The organism is Microvirga sp. Mcv34, from assembly GCF_024519725.1.
Classification (GTDB): Bacteria; Pseudomonadota; Alphaproteobacteria; order Rhizobiales; family Beijerinckiaceae; genus Microvirga.
In genome coordinates this window covers 1-15273 of the sequence record NZ_JALJRK010000035.1, presented here as the reverse complement: position 1 = coordinate 15273, position 15273 = coordinate 1, and the positions used below count along the sequence as shown (strand labels likewise).

Below are 15273 nucleotides of genomic sequence, written 5' to 3'. Positions count from 1 at the left end.
CCTCGCCTAAAGGCCCGCCGGGGATGACCCGGAGCGGGTTTCGATCAGTCGCAGGCCTTCACGGTGCCGGCCTTCACGCCCTGGCAGACCACCTCCTTGGACGCCCAACCGGCCTTGATGACCACGTCGAGATTGTCCTTCGTGATCGCCACGGGGGTGAGGAAGAGAGCCGTCATGGTCTGCTTCTTCGGGCCGAGATTCCACGGCTTCGCGCCCTGGATCTCGCTCAGCTTCTTGCCGCCTGCGAGCTGCACGGCGATTTCAGCGGCGTTGCGGCCGAGTTCGCGGGCATCCTTGAACACCGTCACGGTCTGCGTGCCGAGCGCGACGCGGTTGAGGGCCGCCTTGTCGGCGTCCTGTCCGGAGACCGGCACCGAACCGGCCAAGCCCTGCGCCGCGAGAGCCGCGATGGCGCCGCCGGCCGTGCCGTCGTTGGCGGCGATCACCGCATCGATCTTGTTGTTGTTCTTGGTGAGGAACTGCTCCATGTTCCGCTGCGCGTTGGCCGGGAGCCAGCCATCCGTGTAGGCCTCGCCCACGTTCTTGATCTTGCCGGCGTCGATGGCGGGCTTGAGCACTTCCATCGAGCCCTGGAACAGGAAGTTCGCGTTCGGATCCGAGCCCGAGCCCTTGATGAAGGCGTAGTTGCCCTCGGGCTTTACTTTCAGCACTTCACGAGCCTGAAGACGACCGACCTCGACGTTGTCGAAGGTGAGATAGAAGGCCTGCGGGATTTCGATGAGGCGGTCATAGCCCACGACCGCAATGCCTTCCGCGATGGCCTTCTCGACGGCCGGGCGCACCGCGTCGGAATCCTGGGCCAGCACGATCAGCGCCTTGGCTCCGCGGGAGATCAGGCTCTCGATGTCGGTGAGCTGCTTGGCGGGCGAGGATTGCGCATCCGCCGACACGTAGGTGCCGCCGGCCTTCTCGACGGCAGCCTTGATGGCGGCTTCGTCGGTCTTCCAGCGCTCTTCCTGGAAATTCGACCAGCTGACGCCGACGACCGGGCCCTTTTGGGCGAAGGCGGCGGTGGCGGACAGAGCCAGGGCGGCAAGGCTGATCAGGGCGTGTTTCTTCGATAGCATCGGCTTCCTCCTGGACCTTGCGTTCCCTTGCAGGTCCGTGGCTCATGGCAGGCTGTCGATCCGGTTGGTTCGACGATAAGGCTCGCTCCGCCATGCTTTATAGTTCGAGCGGGGAAATAATTATCTCAGGCATTGGCGCCTTCAAGCACCAGTAAGCTTATCTTTTCGTCTGATATCCAATCATTCTGGAATAGTTTTATTCGTAGTTCGAACAAATGACCGCGATGTCCATGATCCCTCTCTCCCCCCGTGAAGCAGCCCGCCGGCGCCTGCTCGACGCCCTGCGCCGGGAAGGCCCCATGGCACGGGTGGAAATCGGCCAGCATCTCGGCATGAGCCCGGCCTCCGTGTCCGAGCTGACGGCGAGCCTCCTCGACGAGGGGATCCTGGTGGCGGAGGAGACTGCCGATCAGGCCTCCGGGCTGATTCGCGGTCGGCCCAAGACGCGCCTCTACTTCGCGGAGACGCTCGGCTCCGTGGTCGGTGTCTGGACCGGTTTCAACCGGATTGAGCTGCGGCTCGTGGACAGCGCCGGCCGCAACCGGGCCAGCCGCCATATCGAGCGCCCCCTGCGCAATCTGGGGGCGGACGAGCTGATGGACGTGCTGGCGGGGACGATCACGGCCTTTGCCGAAGAGACGGGCGCTCATGACGTGAAAGCCGTCGGCCTCGCCTGCCAGGGCTATGTGGACACGCGGGACGGCATCGTGGCCTGGAGCCCGGTGCTCGGCACCCGCGACCTGCCGCTGGCCTCGGGCCTCGGGGCAAGGCTCGGCAAGCCCGTCCTCATGGAGAACGACGCCAGCGCCATGGCCTTCGCCATCGCGCAGCGGAACTCGGACCTGCGCTCCGGGCGCACCACCTGCCTGATGATCGGCGACGGCGTGGGCCTGGGCTTCCTCATCCAGGGCGAACTCTATCGCGGCGCCCGCTTCGGCGGCAGCGAGTTCGGCCATGTGCGCTTGCGTCGAAGCGGCCCGCAATGCCGCTGCGGCGGGCGCGGCTGCATCGAGGCCTATCTGGCCGATTACGCCCTGCACCGGGACGCCCAGCTCATCGACCACCGCCCCGCCCCGACCCTGCTGCTGCCGGGCGAGGACGCCATGGAATCCATCGTCGAGCAGGCCCGGGCGGGCGATCCCGCCCTGCTCAATCTCTTCCAGGCCGCCGGCGAGGTCTTGGGCGACGCGGTCGGCATCCTGATCCAGACGCTCGAGCCCGACCACATCGTGATCTGCGGCCCCGGCACGCGGGCCATGGATCTGCTGCGCCCCTCCTTCGAGGCGGCGCTCGAATCGCAGACCATTCCGGAATTGCGGGCGCTCGCCGCCATCCATGTGGTGGAATCCTCCATGGATCTGCTGACGGAAGGGGTGGTGATCCAGGCCCTTCGTGAACTCGACCTGGACCTCGCCCGCCTCAGGGCTGCATAAACCCGCCGCGGGCGTAGCCATCGGGCCTCAAAAACACTATCTGTTACGGGTCGATTTCTCACCAAAAGAGACCCATGGCTTCCTCCCGTCCCGTCCAAGCCGGCGACCACATCTTCCTCGTCGACGGCTCCTCCTTCATCTTCCGGGCCTACTTCCAGTCCATGAACCAGGACCAGAAGTACAATGCCCGCTCGTCGGACGGGATGCCGACGGGAGCCGTGCGGCTCTTCGTGTCCAAGCTCCTGCAGTTCATGCGCGACGGGGCGGCAGGCCTCAAACCGACGCATCTCGCCATCGTGCTTGACAAGTCCGAGGGCTCCTTCCGCAAGGAGCTCTACGAGGATTACAAGGGCCACCGGCCGGACGCGCCGGAGGACCTGAAGGTGCAGATGCCGATCATGCGCGAGGCGATCCGGGCCTTCGGGCTCGAGCCCGTGGAGCTGCAGCGCTACGAGGCCGACGACCTGATCGCCACCTATACCCGGCAGGCCGAGGCCCGCGGGGCGGACGTGCTCATCATCTCGTCCGACAAGGACCTGATGCAGCTCGTCGGCCCGAAGGTGTGCTTCTACGATTTCGAGTCGGGGTCCAAGGGCAAGCCGGGCTACCGGCCCGAGCGCAACCTGGACGAGGCCGCCGTCATCGAGAAGTGGGAGGGCATTCCGCCGGAAAAGATCGGCGACGTGCTGGCCCTCATGGGCGACACCTCGGACAACGTCCCGGGTGTTCCCGGCATCGGGCTCAAGACCGCCGCCCAGCTGATCAAGGAATACGGCGACCTCGAAACCCTGCTGGAGCGCGCCCCCGAGATCAAGCAGCCCAAGCGCCGCGAGACGCTCATCAACAATGCGGAATCGGCGCGCCTGTCCAAGAAGCTCGTGACGCTCGATTGCGACGCGCCGGTTCCGGTGCCCCTCGACGACCTGCGCATGCCGGAGCCCGATCCGAAGACGCTGATCGGCTTCCTGAAGGCCATGGAGTTCAACACGCTCACCCGGCGCGTGGCGGAGCTCTACGAGGCGGACCCGTCCGCTATCGGGCCCGACCCGCGCCTCATGCCCGGCGGCGAGGCAATCCGCTGGGAGCGCAACGGCAACGGCACCGGCGTGACGGCGCCCACGGACGATGCCATGCCGTTCTTCGGCAAGGCCGATGCCGGGGCGGGCGAAGTCGATCCCTTCGCGGGTCTCGACCTGCCGGAGACCGCGAGCCCGCGCAAGCCCGTCGACGGCATCGGCACGCCGTCGCAGCTCGCGGGACGACGCGCGACGGAAGCCTCGTCGGTACCTTTCGACGTCGCCGCTTACGAGACTGTCACGACCCTGGAGCGCCTGAAGGAATGGGTCGCGCTGGGACGCGAGCAGGGCTTTGTTGCCGTCGACACGGAAACGAGCGATCTCGACGCGACGCGGGCCGATCTCGTCGGCTTCTCCCTGGCGCTGGAAGCGGGCAAGGCCTGCTACGTGCCTCTGCAGCACCGCGATGAATCGGATCTCTTCGGCGGCGGGCTCGTGAAGGGGCAGATCCCCATTACCGAGGCGCTCGATGTCCTGCGTCCGCTGCTGGAGGATCCGTCGGTTCTCAAGATCGGTCAGAACCTGAAATACGACTGGGTCGTGCTGAAGCGCCACGGCATCGAGGTGCATCCCTTCGACGATACGATGCTGATCTCCTATGTACTCGATGCGGGCAAGGGCTCGCACGGCATGGACGAGCTCTCGCGCCGCCATCTCGGCCACTCGCCCATCACCTTCTCCGAGGTCGCGGGCACCGGCCGGAACAAGGTGACTTTCGACAAGGTGGAGATCGGCAAGGCCACCGCCTATGCGGCGGAGGACGCGGACGTCACCTTGCGCCTGTGGCAGCTCCTGAAGCCGCGCCTCGCCGCGGAGCACCGCGCCACGGTGTACGAGACGCTGGAGCGTCCGATGGTCGACACGCTTGCCCGCATGGAGATGCGCGGCATCATGGTCGACCGGCAGATCCTCAGCCGCCTGTCGGGCGATTTCGCCCAGACGCTGGCCCGGCTCGAGGACGAGATTCACGAGATGGCGGGCGAAAAATTCGCCCTGGGCTCGCCCAAGCAGATCGGCGACATCCTCTTCGGCAAGATGGGCCTGCCCGGCGCGAAGAAGACGCCGTCCGGCCAATGGGCCACGCCCGCGACGTTGCTCGACGAGCTGGCGCAGGCCGGCCACGAGCTGCCCGCCAAGATCCTCGAATGGCGCCAGCTCTCGAAGCTGAAATCCACCTACACGGATACGCTGCAGGAGCACATGCATCCCGAGACCAAGCGGGTGCACACCTCGTTCTCGCTTGCGGCAACGACGACGGGACGCCTTTCGTCCTCCGATCCGAACCTGCAGAACATCCCGATCCGCACGGAGGCCGGCCGCAAGATCCGCAAGGCCTTCGTGGCACAGGAAGGCCACAAGATCATCTCGGCCGATTACAGCCAGATCGAGCTGCGCCTGCTCGCGCATATCGCCGACATTCCGCAATTGCAGGAGGCGTTCGCGCAAGGCATCGACATTCACGCGGCGACGGCGTCCGCCATGTTCGGCGTGCCGCTCGACCAGATGACGGGCGACCTGCGCCGTCAGGCGAAGACCATCAATTTCGGCATCATCTACGGCATCTCGGCCTTTGGCCTTGCCACGCGCCTCGGCATCGGCAACGCGGAAGCCTCCGCCTTCATCAAGCAGTATTTCGAGCAGTTCCCCGGCATCCGCAACTACATGGACCAGACGAAGAAGTTCTGTAAGGAGAAGGGCTATGTGACCACGCTATTCGGCCGCGTGTGCCATTACCCGCAGATCAAGTCGAACAATCCCTCCGAGCGCGCCGGCGTGGAACGCCAGGCGATCAACGCGCCGATCCAGGGCACCGCCGCCGACATCATCCGCCGCGCCATGGTCCGCATGGAAGACACGCTGAAGGCCGAGCGCCTCTCCGCCCGCATGCTGCTGCAGGTGCACGACGAACTGGTGTTCGAGGTTCCCGACGACGAGGTCGAGGCCTCGCTGCCGGTGATCTCCCGCGTCATGACGGAAGCGCCGTTCCCGGCCGTGACCCTCAAGGTCCCGCTCGCCGTTGAAGCCCGGGCGGCGCAGAACTGGGACGAGGCGCATTGAGCGGCGCCCTCACAGAGTAGTCGATGTGGCGGCATCCCCGGTCCATGTGCGAAGCGCGACGCCCGATGATGCCGACACGCTTTTTCGTTTGAATGCACCTCGCCGTCATCACCGGCCTCGTGCCGGTGATCTCGATCGGAAGAGTTCGGCGCTTCACAGCATCGGGATGGCCGGGACTGATCCCCATCAAGGCTGGGGACGGCCATGACGTAAGAGGGCATCGTTCCCGGGTCTGATCACCGTGCGTGACGGTCAGCCCGTCGGCTTCGTCTCGTTCTTTCGCGGCTCGAGCATTTTTTTCGGTGAAGTGGATCCGGTTCACCGTCAAAAAAGATGCGGCTCGGCAAGGAAGAGAGATGATTCCACGTGAGTGGAGGCAGATCTGAGCCGGATGGCGCGGCCTGGCGATGGGCATCGTGCATGCCCTCTCCGTTCTGCCGGAGGAGCGCCGCTCAGGAGCCGCACGGGCGCTCATGGTGGGCATGGCCCGGATCGCCCCGGAACGCGACCGGATCCGGATCGAACTCTTCGTCGAGGAAGGCAGGCCCGCCCTCTTCTTCTACGAACGGATCGGGATGCGGGACCTTCATCACAGGCATATGCGCCTCGAGGGGGAAGCCCTGGAGCGATTGGCTCACGGGATCTTTGACGTCGCATGACGGCGTCTGTGGATCCTTCCGTGTCAAAGAGCCAGCACCTTCAGCCCCGGGGCCGGTCGGCCCCGGGGCTGAAGGTCAGTCGAGGGAGGTGCGCTGCATCGCCCGGCTCGCTGTGTGGTGTGGAAGTGGAAGAGCCAGGCGGCGCCTCGCACGCGGTTCTTTTCAGGTGGACCAACTGGGACGACGCCCAAGGTCGACCTCCCGCGACCACAGGTGTGCGAGACCTGCGGCGGGACCGCCTCCCGCCCCAAACTTGCGACGCCTCGCGAGCGCGCCCCTCGTGGGCGGGAGTAGGGAACGATATAGCCAAGCTTGCAGCCGCTGTCAAGAACAAAGTAAGAACATAACGCTGCGCCGATCATTCCCGCGCCGATCTTTCCCGCGCCGTCATGGCCGCGCTCGTTGCGGCCACCCACGTCTTCGGGATCTCACCGTGGCCAAGACGGGGATGGCCGTCCCCGGATCAAGTCCGGGGAGGTGATGACGTGAGAGCGTGATCCCCCTCTCTTGGCATGCACAAGGCCGGCCATGACGAAAGAGGTCAGGCGCGAGGGCACGGAAATGTGCCTCAGCGCACAGCCAAGCTCGGTTTCGATGACTCTGCTCCTCGCCTCAGACAACAGCTTTTTCGATGCAGAGGCAATCACTTAGCGAAATTTCAGACCGATTTTGTACTGAGCCGCCCCTTCTCAGACAGTCGCACCTCTCCGAACGGAGAGTTGCGAGCGGGAATCCGCGCCCATATAGCGTTACGTAACTCGCTCCGGTGAATCGACAGCCTGAAAGGCTGCCGGTCGAGAGAGCGGCGTCTGAACCAAGACACGACAGGGCAAAGCTCATCTCGCTTTCATCGGATCCGGCCAAGGCCGGGTTCTCCACGCCTGTAGCCACCGACGAGTCCAGGCTCGGCGGAGCACATCATCTCTCATCATTCGGCGCATGCGCCTTTCAGGAGAATACACAATGGCCGTCGTTACGCCCAAGATCTGGAGCCCCATGGATGCCGTCACGCTAGACGGCAATGCGGACAGAGACTCGCTCACCATGCTGCCGAATGGCGGCTATGTGGTGACGTGGCGCGAGAACCAGAAGATCGCATTCCAGCTTTACGACGGCACCGGCGCCAAGGTTGGCGGGAAGAGCTTCGTTGAAGGTTCGAGCATCGGGCAACAATTTTCAGACGTCCTCAGCTACGCGGAAGATGGGGCCTTCGTCGTCACCTGGACTGAAGGAGCTGAAAGCGGAACGGGACGCACACTCCGCATGCAGAAATTCAATTTCGATGGCAGCCCGATGAATGGTGGCGCCTCCACCATCGCCCTAAATGCACTGTCTGACGGTGCACAGATTACGGCCAGCGGGAATCATGGTTGGGCGATTGCCTATACAGCAAGGGCAGGTGCATCGAACGATATTCGTCTGTCTGTGTTTGACAGCAACGGGACGGAGATAAGAACCGTAGCTCCTATTGTTGTTGGAAGTGCCAGCAGACCTGATGTGACGTGGCTTGGTGGAACGAAATATCTGGTTTCCTATCTTTTGACCGCAAAGCGAACCTTTGTCATCGTCGATGGAGAGTCCGTAGGTACGCCGGTCGTTACAGGAGACGATTCAATTGAGACAAAAGTCGTCGCTCTCAAAGGGGCCGATGGCCAGCCTTCTGGCGATTTTGTCGTCGTGCACGATACGGATATCGGAACCGGCACGATTTCTGCAGAGCGATATCGCATCGCAGCAGATGGAACGCTGACCTCGCTTGGAACGACTTCGATCTCGACTGGCGGGCAGCCGAGCACGGGCGACAAACTGAGCATCACGGCCCTCAAGGGCGGCGGATATGCGGTCGCCTATGTAGCACCCGGCAGCGCAACTCTTCACGACGTCTGGGTCAAGGTCGTCGATGCAAACGGGCAGGCGGGTCCTGCGATCAATCTCACCGCCCAGGCAGGCGAGCAGATCACTCCATCGATCTTCGAGATGGCGGACGGCCGCTTGGCTGTTTCATGGCATGATCGGTCCTATCCGACTTACGGCATAGGCGGCATCGTCACGAAGATCGTCGATGCACGCGCGGACAAAGTTTCCGTCACCGGCACCTCTAAGAACGACATCTATGCTCCGTCCGAGCACGCCGGCGACATCCTCGACGGCAGCGACGGCATCGACACCCTGACCTTCCAGGCAGCCGGCAACGGCGTGGGCGTCAACCTCGGGGAAGAGCGTGGGACAGCCGGCATCGCTGAGGGCGACACCTACAAGAACTTCGAGAACATCATCGGCTCGCACTTTGCAGACACCCTCGTCGGCAATGCCGCCGCGAACGTCTTCCAGAGCGGCGACGGTGACGACTACCTTGACGGTGGCGCCGGTGCGGACGTTCTGATCGGCGGCGCGGGCAACGATACTTACGTCCTCGACAACAGCGCCGATTCCATCCAGGAAAGCGGCGCGGCCGATGGCGGCATCGACCTGGTCTACACCTATGTCAGCCATGCCCTCGAGGCTTTCGTCGAGAACATGACCGCCCTTGGATCCGATGCCATCACGCTGACGGGCAACGATCTGAACAACACTCTTATTGGCAATGAGGCCAACAATACTCTCGTCGGGGGCGGCGGCAATGACATCCTGCGCGGGGCAGGCGGCGACGACAGCCTCGATGGCGGTGACGGCAACGACGTGCTGGACGGGGGAACCGGAGCCGACGTGATCGCCGGCGGCGCGGGCAACGACAACCTCAGCGGCGGCGACGGCAACGACAACCTCAATGGTGGCGACGGCGACGACGTGATCAATGGCGGAGCCGGAGCCGACGTGATGAACGGCGGCGCGGGCAACGACGTCTACTATATCGATGACGCCAACGACCAGATCGTCGACGGGGCCGGTGTCGACACCGTCTATCTCGCCGTGAGCTATGACATCGCGCGCCTCGGCGCCATCGAGAACATCACGGGCGTCGGCGCCGTCGACATCACGCTGACGGGCAATGACGGGAACAACACGTTCACCGGCAACGACGGCGCCAACATCCTCTATGGCGGCAAGGGCCACGACATCCTGGACGGCGGAGCGGGCAACGACCGCATCCACGGCGGTCTCGGCAATGACGTCCTCACGGGCGGTTCGGGCCGCGACATCTTCGTGTTCGACACGCCGGTGACGAAGAAGACCGAGAAGGCCAATCTCGACAGGATCACGGATTTCAACGTTGCCGACGACTCGATCTACCTGGAGAACAAGTACTTCAAGGTCACGCCCGGCGGCACGCTCACGAAGCCGAAGCAGATGGCGAGCAAGCACTTCTACAAGGGCGCCAAGGCGCACGACAAGGACGACCGGATCATCTACGACAGCAAGAAGGGCGTTCTGTACTACGACGCCGACGGCAATGGCAGCGCGGCGCAGGTCAAGATCGCCACGCTCTCCAAGAGCCTGAAGATGACCCACAAGGACTTCTTCGTCATCTAAACTGGATTCAGCCTGTTTCTCAGGCCGGCTCACCACGCAAGGGCGCCCTGTTCCGCAGGGCGCCCTTTTTTGTCTCAGCGGACGTATGGGCGCTTCTCCCATGCCCGGCGGGACGCCGCGCGCGGAACCCATCTAACCCCATCATCCTTGGTGTCGAAGCACCACGGGAGGATCAGCATGTCCTACGAACTCTATTATTGGCCGAGCATCCAGGGGCGTGGGGAATTCGTCAGGCTCGCTTTGGAAGAGGCCGGGGCCGAATATGTCGACGTGGCCCGGGACCCGGAGGGCCTCGCCGCGATGATGCGGATGATGGACGATGCGGAGCGCCCGCCCTTCGCCCCGCCTTTTCTCAAGGACGGCGAGACGATCATCGGGCAGAGCGCCGCCATCCTGCTCTATCTCGGGGCGCGGCATGGACTTGCCCCCAAGGATCCGGCCGGGGGGCTCTGGACGCACCAGATCCAGCTCACCCTGGCGGATGTCGTCGCCGAGGCGCACGACACCCACCATCCCGTCGGCGTCGGGCTCTATTACGAGGACCAGAAGGACGAGGCGCTCCGGCGGGCCAAAGAATTCCGCGAAAGCCGGATCCCGAAGTTCCTGACCTGGTTCGAGACGATCCTCGCCCGCAACCCCGACGGCGATGCGCATCTCGTCGGCCGCACCCTGACCTATGTGGACCTCTCCCTGTTCCAGGTCGTGGAAGGGCTGGCCTATGCCTTCCCCAAGGCCACGCGGCGGGCTCTGGAGGAGACCCCGCGCGTGGCCGCCCTGCACGGCGCCGTCGCGCAACGACCGCGGATCAAAGCCTATCTCGACAGTCCCCGGCGCATCCCCTTCAACGAGGATGGGATCTTTCGCCACTATCCCGAGCTCGACGGTTAAATCCTTTTTAAGGGTCGACAGGACTGGATGGCGCAGTGCCTCAATTCCTCCACGCTGCGCCCCAATTTTAGCGGGAGACCAGGAGCAGACCATGAACGACGACAACGAGGGCGTTGCGATCCGTCTCTGGCGCGACCGCGCGCAGCTGCGCGAGCAGGAGCGGAACGAGATTCAGGCCCGCCTTCGCATCGCCGAGGAGAAGATCGCGATCCTCATGGCCGAGAACGACCGGCTCGCCACGGAGAATGCCCGCCTCAGGGCCCAGGCCAGCCCGGACGACGGCTCATCCCGGACCGAGACGGAGCTTCAGATGGAGGCGCTGAAGGGCGCCCTGATGTCCCTGATCGCGCGGCCGACGGACAGCCTGAATTGAGGAGGGACCGCCCTCACGCGGCCAGCCGTCCCATGGCCTGGTTCAGGCATTCGACCGTGACGCTGCCGGCCCGGGCGACGAGGCTGCAGCCCTTCGGCACCTCGCGCCAGCCCCGGGTCTTGTCGTCGATGGGTTCGGAGACCACGAGCAGGTTGCCGTCGACCTCACGGAAATAGAGGGTCGGCGGCTTGGCATCGCAGGCCCAGCGATAGGCCCACAGGTTCTCGCCATCCGTGAAGGCGGCGGTGAAGCGCAATGCCTCTTCGATGCCCGCCTGGTCCATCAGGCCGCGCACCTGCTTGAGGGTCCTGGCCATGGCGGTCACGGGCTCTTCGGGCAACCCGTTGGCAAGGGCGAGGAGGAAGATCGCCTCCGAATCCGTGGTGCCGAGGCGTCGGTCGTAGAGCTCGTCCGGGATCAGGGCTTCCAGCCGCCGCTTGATGCGTCCATAGCCGCCGATCTGGCCGTTATGCATGAAGAGATAGCGGCCATGCGCGAAGGGATGGCAATTCGCCCGAGTGGTCGAGGTGCCGGTCGAGGCGCGCACATGGGCGAAGAAGAGCTTCGAGCGCACCTGCTCGCACAGGCTTCTCAGGTTCTCGTCGGACCAGGCCGGGCGGACCTCCCGGTAGGTGCCCGGCTCGCTCCGCTCCCCGTACCAGCCGATGCCGAAGCCGTCCCCGTTCGTTTCGGTCTTGGCCTCCACCGCGTGCAGCGACTGATGAACCAGCGAATGGGCCGGGGCGCAGACGAGCTCGTCGAGGAAGATCGGCTCCCCCTTATAGGCGAGAAAGCGGCACATGGTTTGACGGCAACCCCTTACCCCAGTGACCCCTGTAATGATGTTGTACTATCTTTGACTTATGGTGAATAGCCGGTTAACGGCACGGCATCCGGCCCAAAAGTGGACTTGCCCTTTCGGGATCTCTCCGATGCCTCGTCCTGGACGAGCGCACCCTCTGGTGCGCGGGGCGTTGCGGCACCATGGTGATTCCCATAAAAGCATTCGCAATCATTCGATAAAAAGCCGGCCGGGCCGGCATGGGGATCTCGACAACATGCTTCGCCTCTCGAGCTTGGCGCCGGCCGCCGCGCTGATCCTGCTGCCTCAGGCAGCCTTCGCGGCGGAATTCGACGGGGCGAGCCTCGGCTTCGCCTGGGCCCTGCCCTTCGCGGGAATTCTTCTCTCCATCGCCCTGTTCCCCCTGCTGGCCCCGCATGTCTGGGAGCATCACCAGGGCAAGATCGCGGCGGCCTGGGGCCTGCTGGTGCTGGTCCCGATGGCGCTCGCCTTCGGCCCGGTGACGGCGATCCACGCCCTCGCCCACACGGCCTTCCTGGAATACATCCCGTTCATCCTGCTGCTGCTGGCGCTGTTCACCGTGGCGGGCGGCATCCTCGTGCGCGGCAACATCCATGGCGCGCCAGGCACCAACACGATCCTCCTGGGGATCGGCACGATCCTCGCGAGCTTCATCGGCACGACGGGCGCCTCCATGGTGATGATCCGACCGATCATGCGCGCCAACGACGACCGGATGCACAACGTCCATGTGATCGTGTTCTTCATCTTCCTGGTGTCGAACATCGGCGGCTCGCTCACGCCGCTCGGTGACCCGCCGCTCTTCCTAGGCTTCCTGCGCGGCGTCGAGTTCTTCTGGACCACCACGCACCTGTTTCCGGAAACGCTGTTCGCCAGCCTTCTCCTGCTCGTCCTCTTCTTCGCGATCGATCTGGCGATCTACAAGAAGGAGGGCCGCGTCCGTCCCGATCCGACGCCCGACAACCCGGTGCGCGTCACGGGCGGGATGAACTTCCTGCTGATCTTCATCATCATCGCGGCCATCCTCATGAGCGCCACCGTCGATCTCGGCCGGGTGACCCTGCTCGGCGCGGAGATCGAGCTCGCCAACGCCCTGCGCGACCTGATCATGATCGTGGTCACGATCGTCTCCCTCAAGACGACGCCGAAGGCCAACCGCATCGAGAACGGCTTCTCCTGGGGGCCGATCAAGGAAGTGGCGAAACTCTTCGCCGGCATCTTCATCGCGATCATTCCGGTGCTCGCCATGCTGAAGGCCGGCGCGGACGGCGCCTTCGCGCCCCTCGTCGCCCTCGTGACCAACCCGGATGGCAGCGCCAACAACGCGGCCTATTTCTGGCTCACGGGCGGGCTCTCGTCGTTCCTCGACAACGCACCGACCTATCTGGTGTTCTTCGAGCTCGCCGGCGGTGATCCGCAGAAGCTGATGACCGCCGGGGCGTTGACGCTGAGCGCCATCTCGGCCGGCGCCGTGTTCATGGGCGCCAACTCCTATATCGGCAACGCGCCCAACTTCATGGTCTACGCGATTGCCCGCGAAGGCGGCGTGAAGATGCCGAGCTTCTTCGGCTACCTGCTCTGGTCGGGCGCGATCCTGATCCCGACCTTCCTGCTCGTGACGCTGCTGTTCTTCAGGGGGTGAGCCATCCCACCGTCATCCCGGGGCTGCGTAGCAGAACCCGGGATCGCGTGACGACAATAGCACCTCGTTCTTCTGACGATCCCGGATCGGCTCACGCCGTCCGGGATGACGCCTATGACGAAGCGCCCAACCTCTCCGCCACGTCCTCGGCGATCGACAGGCACGAGGTCAGACCCGGGCTCTCGATGCCGAAGAGCTGCACGAGACCCGGCAGGCCGTGCTCGGCCGGGCCGTCGATCATGAAATCGGCGGCCTTCTCGCCAGGGCCTGTGAGCTTGGGGCGGATGCCGGAATAGTCGGGCACGAGGGCGCCGTCGGGGAGGCCCGGCCAGTAGCGGCGGATGGAGGCGTAGAAGCTCTCGGCCCGGCGCGGATCGACTTCGTATTCCTCCCTGTCGATCCATTCCACGTCGGGACCGAAGCGCATGCGGCCGGCAAGATCCAGCGTCACGTGCGTGCCCAAACCGCCATCCACGGGAGCCGGATAGATCAGGCGCGAGAAGGCGGGTTTCCCGAGACAGCCGAAGTAGTTGCCCTTCGCCAGCACCAGTGGTGGCACGCGCTCCTCGGGATAGCCCTCCGTCGCGCGGGCGAGCGCCTGCGCGCCGAGGCCCGCCGCGTTGATCACCGCATCGACGGTGAGGCTGGCCGGCTCGGATCCGCCCACATGCACGTCCCATCCCGTTCCGTTGCGCGCGATGCGCTCCACCGGAGCATGAAAGGCGATGACGCCGCCCGCATTCTCGAGATCGCCCTGGAGCGCCAGCATGAGGGCATGGCTGTCGACGATGCCGGTTTCCCGCGACAGCACGGCACCCGTACAGACGAGGTTCGGCTCGAGCGCCTGCGCTTCATCGGCCGTCAGGTAGGCAAGACCCTCGACGCCGTTCGCCAGCCCCTGCTCGTAGATGCCCTCGATCTTGGCCTGTTCGAGATCGTTCGTGGCGACGATCAACTTGCCGCATCTCGCATGGGGCACGCCGTGGCTCTCGCAGAAGGCGTAGAGCATCCGCCGTCCCTCGACGCAGTGACGCGCGCGCAGGGAACCGGCGGGATAATACATGCCGGCATGAATGACCTCGCTGTTGCGCGAGGACACGCCGTTGCCGATGCCGCCAGTCGCTTCGGCGACGATCACGCCATGGCCGCGAAGGCCGAGCGCCCGCGCGACGGCAAGCCCCACGACGCCGGCCCCGATCACCAGGATGTCCATGACCGCCTCCCCTTTTGCGGAATCCAACCGGGTCGGGGCATATAACGAAAGACACGGGCCAGCCAGGGCAGCCGCTTCACCCCGGCCATGACCGCATCGCCGGTCTCACGAAAAAGGCGGCCTCGCACAAGGCGGGCCGCCGTCACGTGGTTTTCGGTTCAGAGGCGCTTGCCGGTCTGCTCGTCGAAGAGGTGAACGAGGCGCGGATCGGGCGTGACGCGGATCTGCTGGCCGGGCTGGGCGTTGACGCGCTCGCGGAACACGCCGACCACATCCGAGCCGCCGAACTTGGCGAAGACCTGCGTCTCCGAGCCGGTCGGCTCGACCACGGCCACCTCCGCCGGCATCCCGTTCGAATCGTCCAGGATGAAGTGCTCAGGCCGGATGCCGTAGATGATCGGCTGGCCGTCCGAGGCGGCCGGGGCATTGGCCACCGGCAGGCTGGTGCCGCTCGCGGTCACGAAGCGCCCGCCCTGCAGATGCCCTTTCAGGAAGTTCATGGCCGGGGAGCCGATGAAGCCGGCCACGAACAGGTTGGCCGGACGGTCG

The 15273-nt window shown here is 64.8% G+C and carries 11 protein-coding genes; 7 read left to right on the top strand and 4 right to left on the bottom strand.

Going from position 1 to position 15273, the window contains the following annotated elements; genetic code table 11:
* Positions 1 to 44: 44 nt before the first annotated feature.
* Positions 45 to 1088 (bottom strand): D-xylose ABC transporter substrate-binding protein, encoded by a 1044-nt coding sequence (gene xylF / locus OC446_RS17855; protein WP_262030374.1) that lies wholly within the window; start codon positions 1086 to 1088, stop codon positions 45 to 47.
* A 215-nt stretch (positions 1089 to 1303) separates the two neighbouring features.
* Here xylF and OC446_RS17850 point away from each other — a divergent pair, with 215 nt between their 5' ends.
* The 6 genes from OC446_RS17850 to OC446_RS17825 all read left to right on the top strand — a co-directional run bounded on the left by OC446_RS17850 (position 1304) and on the right by OC446_RS17825 (position 11046).
* The gene (locus tag OC446_RS17850) at positions 1304 to 2521 is read left to right on the top strand and encodes an ROK family transcriptional regulator (RefSeq protein ID WP_262030373.1); all 1218 of its coding nucleotides are present in this window, start codon (positions 1304 to 1306) and stop codon (positions 2519 to 2521) included.
* A 74-nt stretch (positions 2522 to 2595) separates the two neighbouring features.
* Complete coding sequence (polA, locus tag OC446_RS17845) at positions 2596 to 5655, top strand: DNA polymerase I (protein WP_262030372.1); 3060 nt, start codon at positions 2596 to 2598, stop codon at positions 5653 to 5655.
* Between the two features lie 407 nt (positions 5656 to 6062).
* On the top strand, positions 6063 to 6314 hold the full coding sequence (locus OC446_RS17840; protein WP_262030371.1) for a GNAT family N-acetyltransferase: 252 nt from the start codon (positions 6063 to 6065) through the stop codon (positions 6312 to 6314).
* Between the two features lie 963 nt (positions 6315 to 7277).
* Positions 7278 to 9785 carry a calcium-binding protein gene (locus OC446_RS17835; protein ID WP_262030370.1) on the top strand — a complete coding sequence of 836 codons (2508 nt, stop codon included), beginning with the start codon at positions 7278 to 7280 and terminating at the stop codon, positions 9783 to 9785.
* Between the two features lie 177 nt (positions 9786 to 9962).
* On the top strand, positions 9963 to 10673 hold the full coding sequence (locus tag OC446_RS17830; RefSeq protein ID WP_262030369.1) for a glutathione S-transferase: 711 nt from the start codon (positions 9963 to 9965) through the stop codon (positions 10671 to 10673).
* Between the two features lie 91 nt (positions 10674 to 10764).
* On the top strand, positions 10765 to 11046 hold the full coding sequence (locus tag OC446_RS17825) for a hypothetical protein (protein WP_262030368.1): 282 nt from the start codon (positions 10765 to 10767) through the stop codon (positions 11044 to 11046).
* Positions 11047 to 11059: 13 nt separating this feature from the next.
* Here OC446_RS17825 and OC446_RS17820 read toward each other — a convergent pair whose 3' ends face one another.
* Positions 11060 to 11848, bottom strand: coding sequence for a class II glutamine amidotransferase (locus tag OC446_RS17820; RefSeq protein WP_262030367.1), 789 nt, complete (start codon positions 11846 to 11848; stop codon positions 11060 to 11062).
* Positions 11849 to 12104: 256 nt separating this feature from the next.
* On the opposite strand from OC446_RS17820, the gene OC446_RS17815 reads away from it, so the two are divergent.
* A complete protein-coding gene (locus OC446_RS17815; protein ID WP_262030366.1) occupies positions 12105 to 13511 on the top strand; it encodes a sodium:proton antiporter in 1407 nt (468 codons plus the stop codon).
* A 112-nt stretch (positions 13512 to 13623) separates the two neighbouring features.
* Here OC446_RS17815 and OC446_RS17810 read toward each other — a convergent pair whose 3' ends face one another.
* Positions 13624 to 14724, bottom strand: a complete 1101-nt coding sequence (locus tag OC446_RS17810; RefSeq protein ID WP_262030365.1) for an NAD(P)/FAD-dependent oxidoreductase — start codon at positions 14722 to 14724, stop codon at positions 13624 to 13626.
* 158 nt (positions 14725 to 14882) lie between these two features.
* Positions 14883 to 15273 (bottom strand): TOBE domain-containing protein (locus tag OC446_RS17805; protein WP_262030364.1); only part of this gene is annotated, 391 nt, incomplete at its 5' end.

What these genes read in the sequence shown, in the direction of transcription:
- OC446_RS17830 (WP_262030369.1), top strand. Translation starts at nt 9,963, where the DNA reads ATGTCCTACGAACTCTATTATTGGCCGAGCATCCAGGGGCGTGGGGAA.
- OC446_RS17835 (WP_262030370.1), top strand. Translation starts at nt 7,278, where the DNA reads ATGGCCGTCGTTACGCCCAAGATCTGGAGCCCCATGGATGCCGTCACG.
- xylF (WP_262030374.1), bottom strand. Translation starts at nt 1,088, where the DNA reads ATGCTATCGAAGAAACACGCCCTGATCAGCCTTGCCGCCCTGGCTCTG.
- OC446_RS17820 (WP_262030367.1), bottom strand. Translation starts at nt 11,848, where the DNA reads ATGTGCCGCTTTCTCGCCTATAAGGGGGAGCCGATCTTCCTCGACGAG.
- OC446_RS17825 (WP_262030368.1), top strand. Translation starts at nt 10,765, where the DNA reads ATGAACGACGACAACGAGGGCGTTGCGATCCGTCTCTGGCGCGACCGC.
- OC446_RS17840 (WP_262030371.1), top strand. Translation starts at nt 6,063, where the DNA reads ATGGGCATCGTGCATGCCCTCTCCGTTCTGCCGGAGGAGCGCCGCTCA.
- OC446_RS17815 (WP_262030366.1), top strand. Translation starts at nt 12,105, where the DNA reads ATGCTTCGCCTCTCGAGCTTGGCGCCGGCCGCCGCGCTGATCCTGCTG.
- OC446_RS17850 (WP_262030373.1), top strand. Translation starts at nt 1,304, where the DNA reads ATGACCGCGATGTCCATGATCCCTCTCTCCCCCCGTGAAGCAGCCCGC.
- OC446_RS17810 (WP_262030365.1), bottom strand. Translation starts at nt 14,724, where the DNA reads ATGGACATCCTGGTGATCGGGGCCGGCGTCGTGGGGCTTGCCGTCGCG.
- polA (WP_262030372.1), top strand. Translation starts at nt 2,596, where the DNA reads ATGGCTTCCTCCCGTCCCGTCCAAGCCGGCGACCACATCTTCCTCGTC.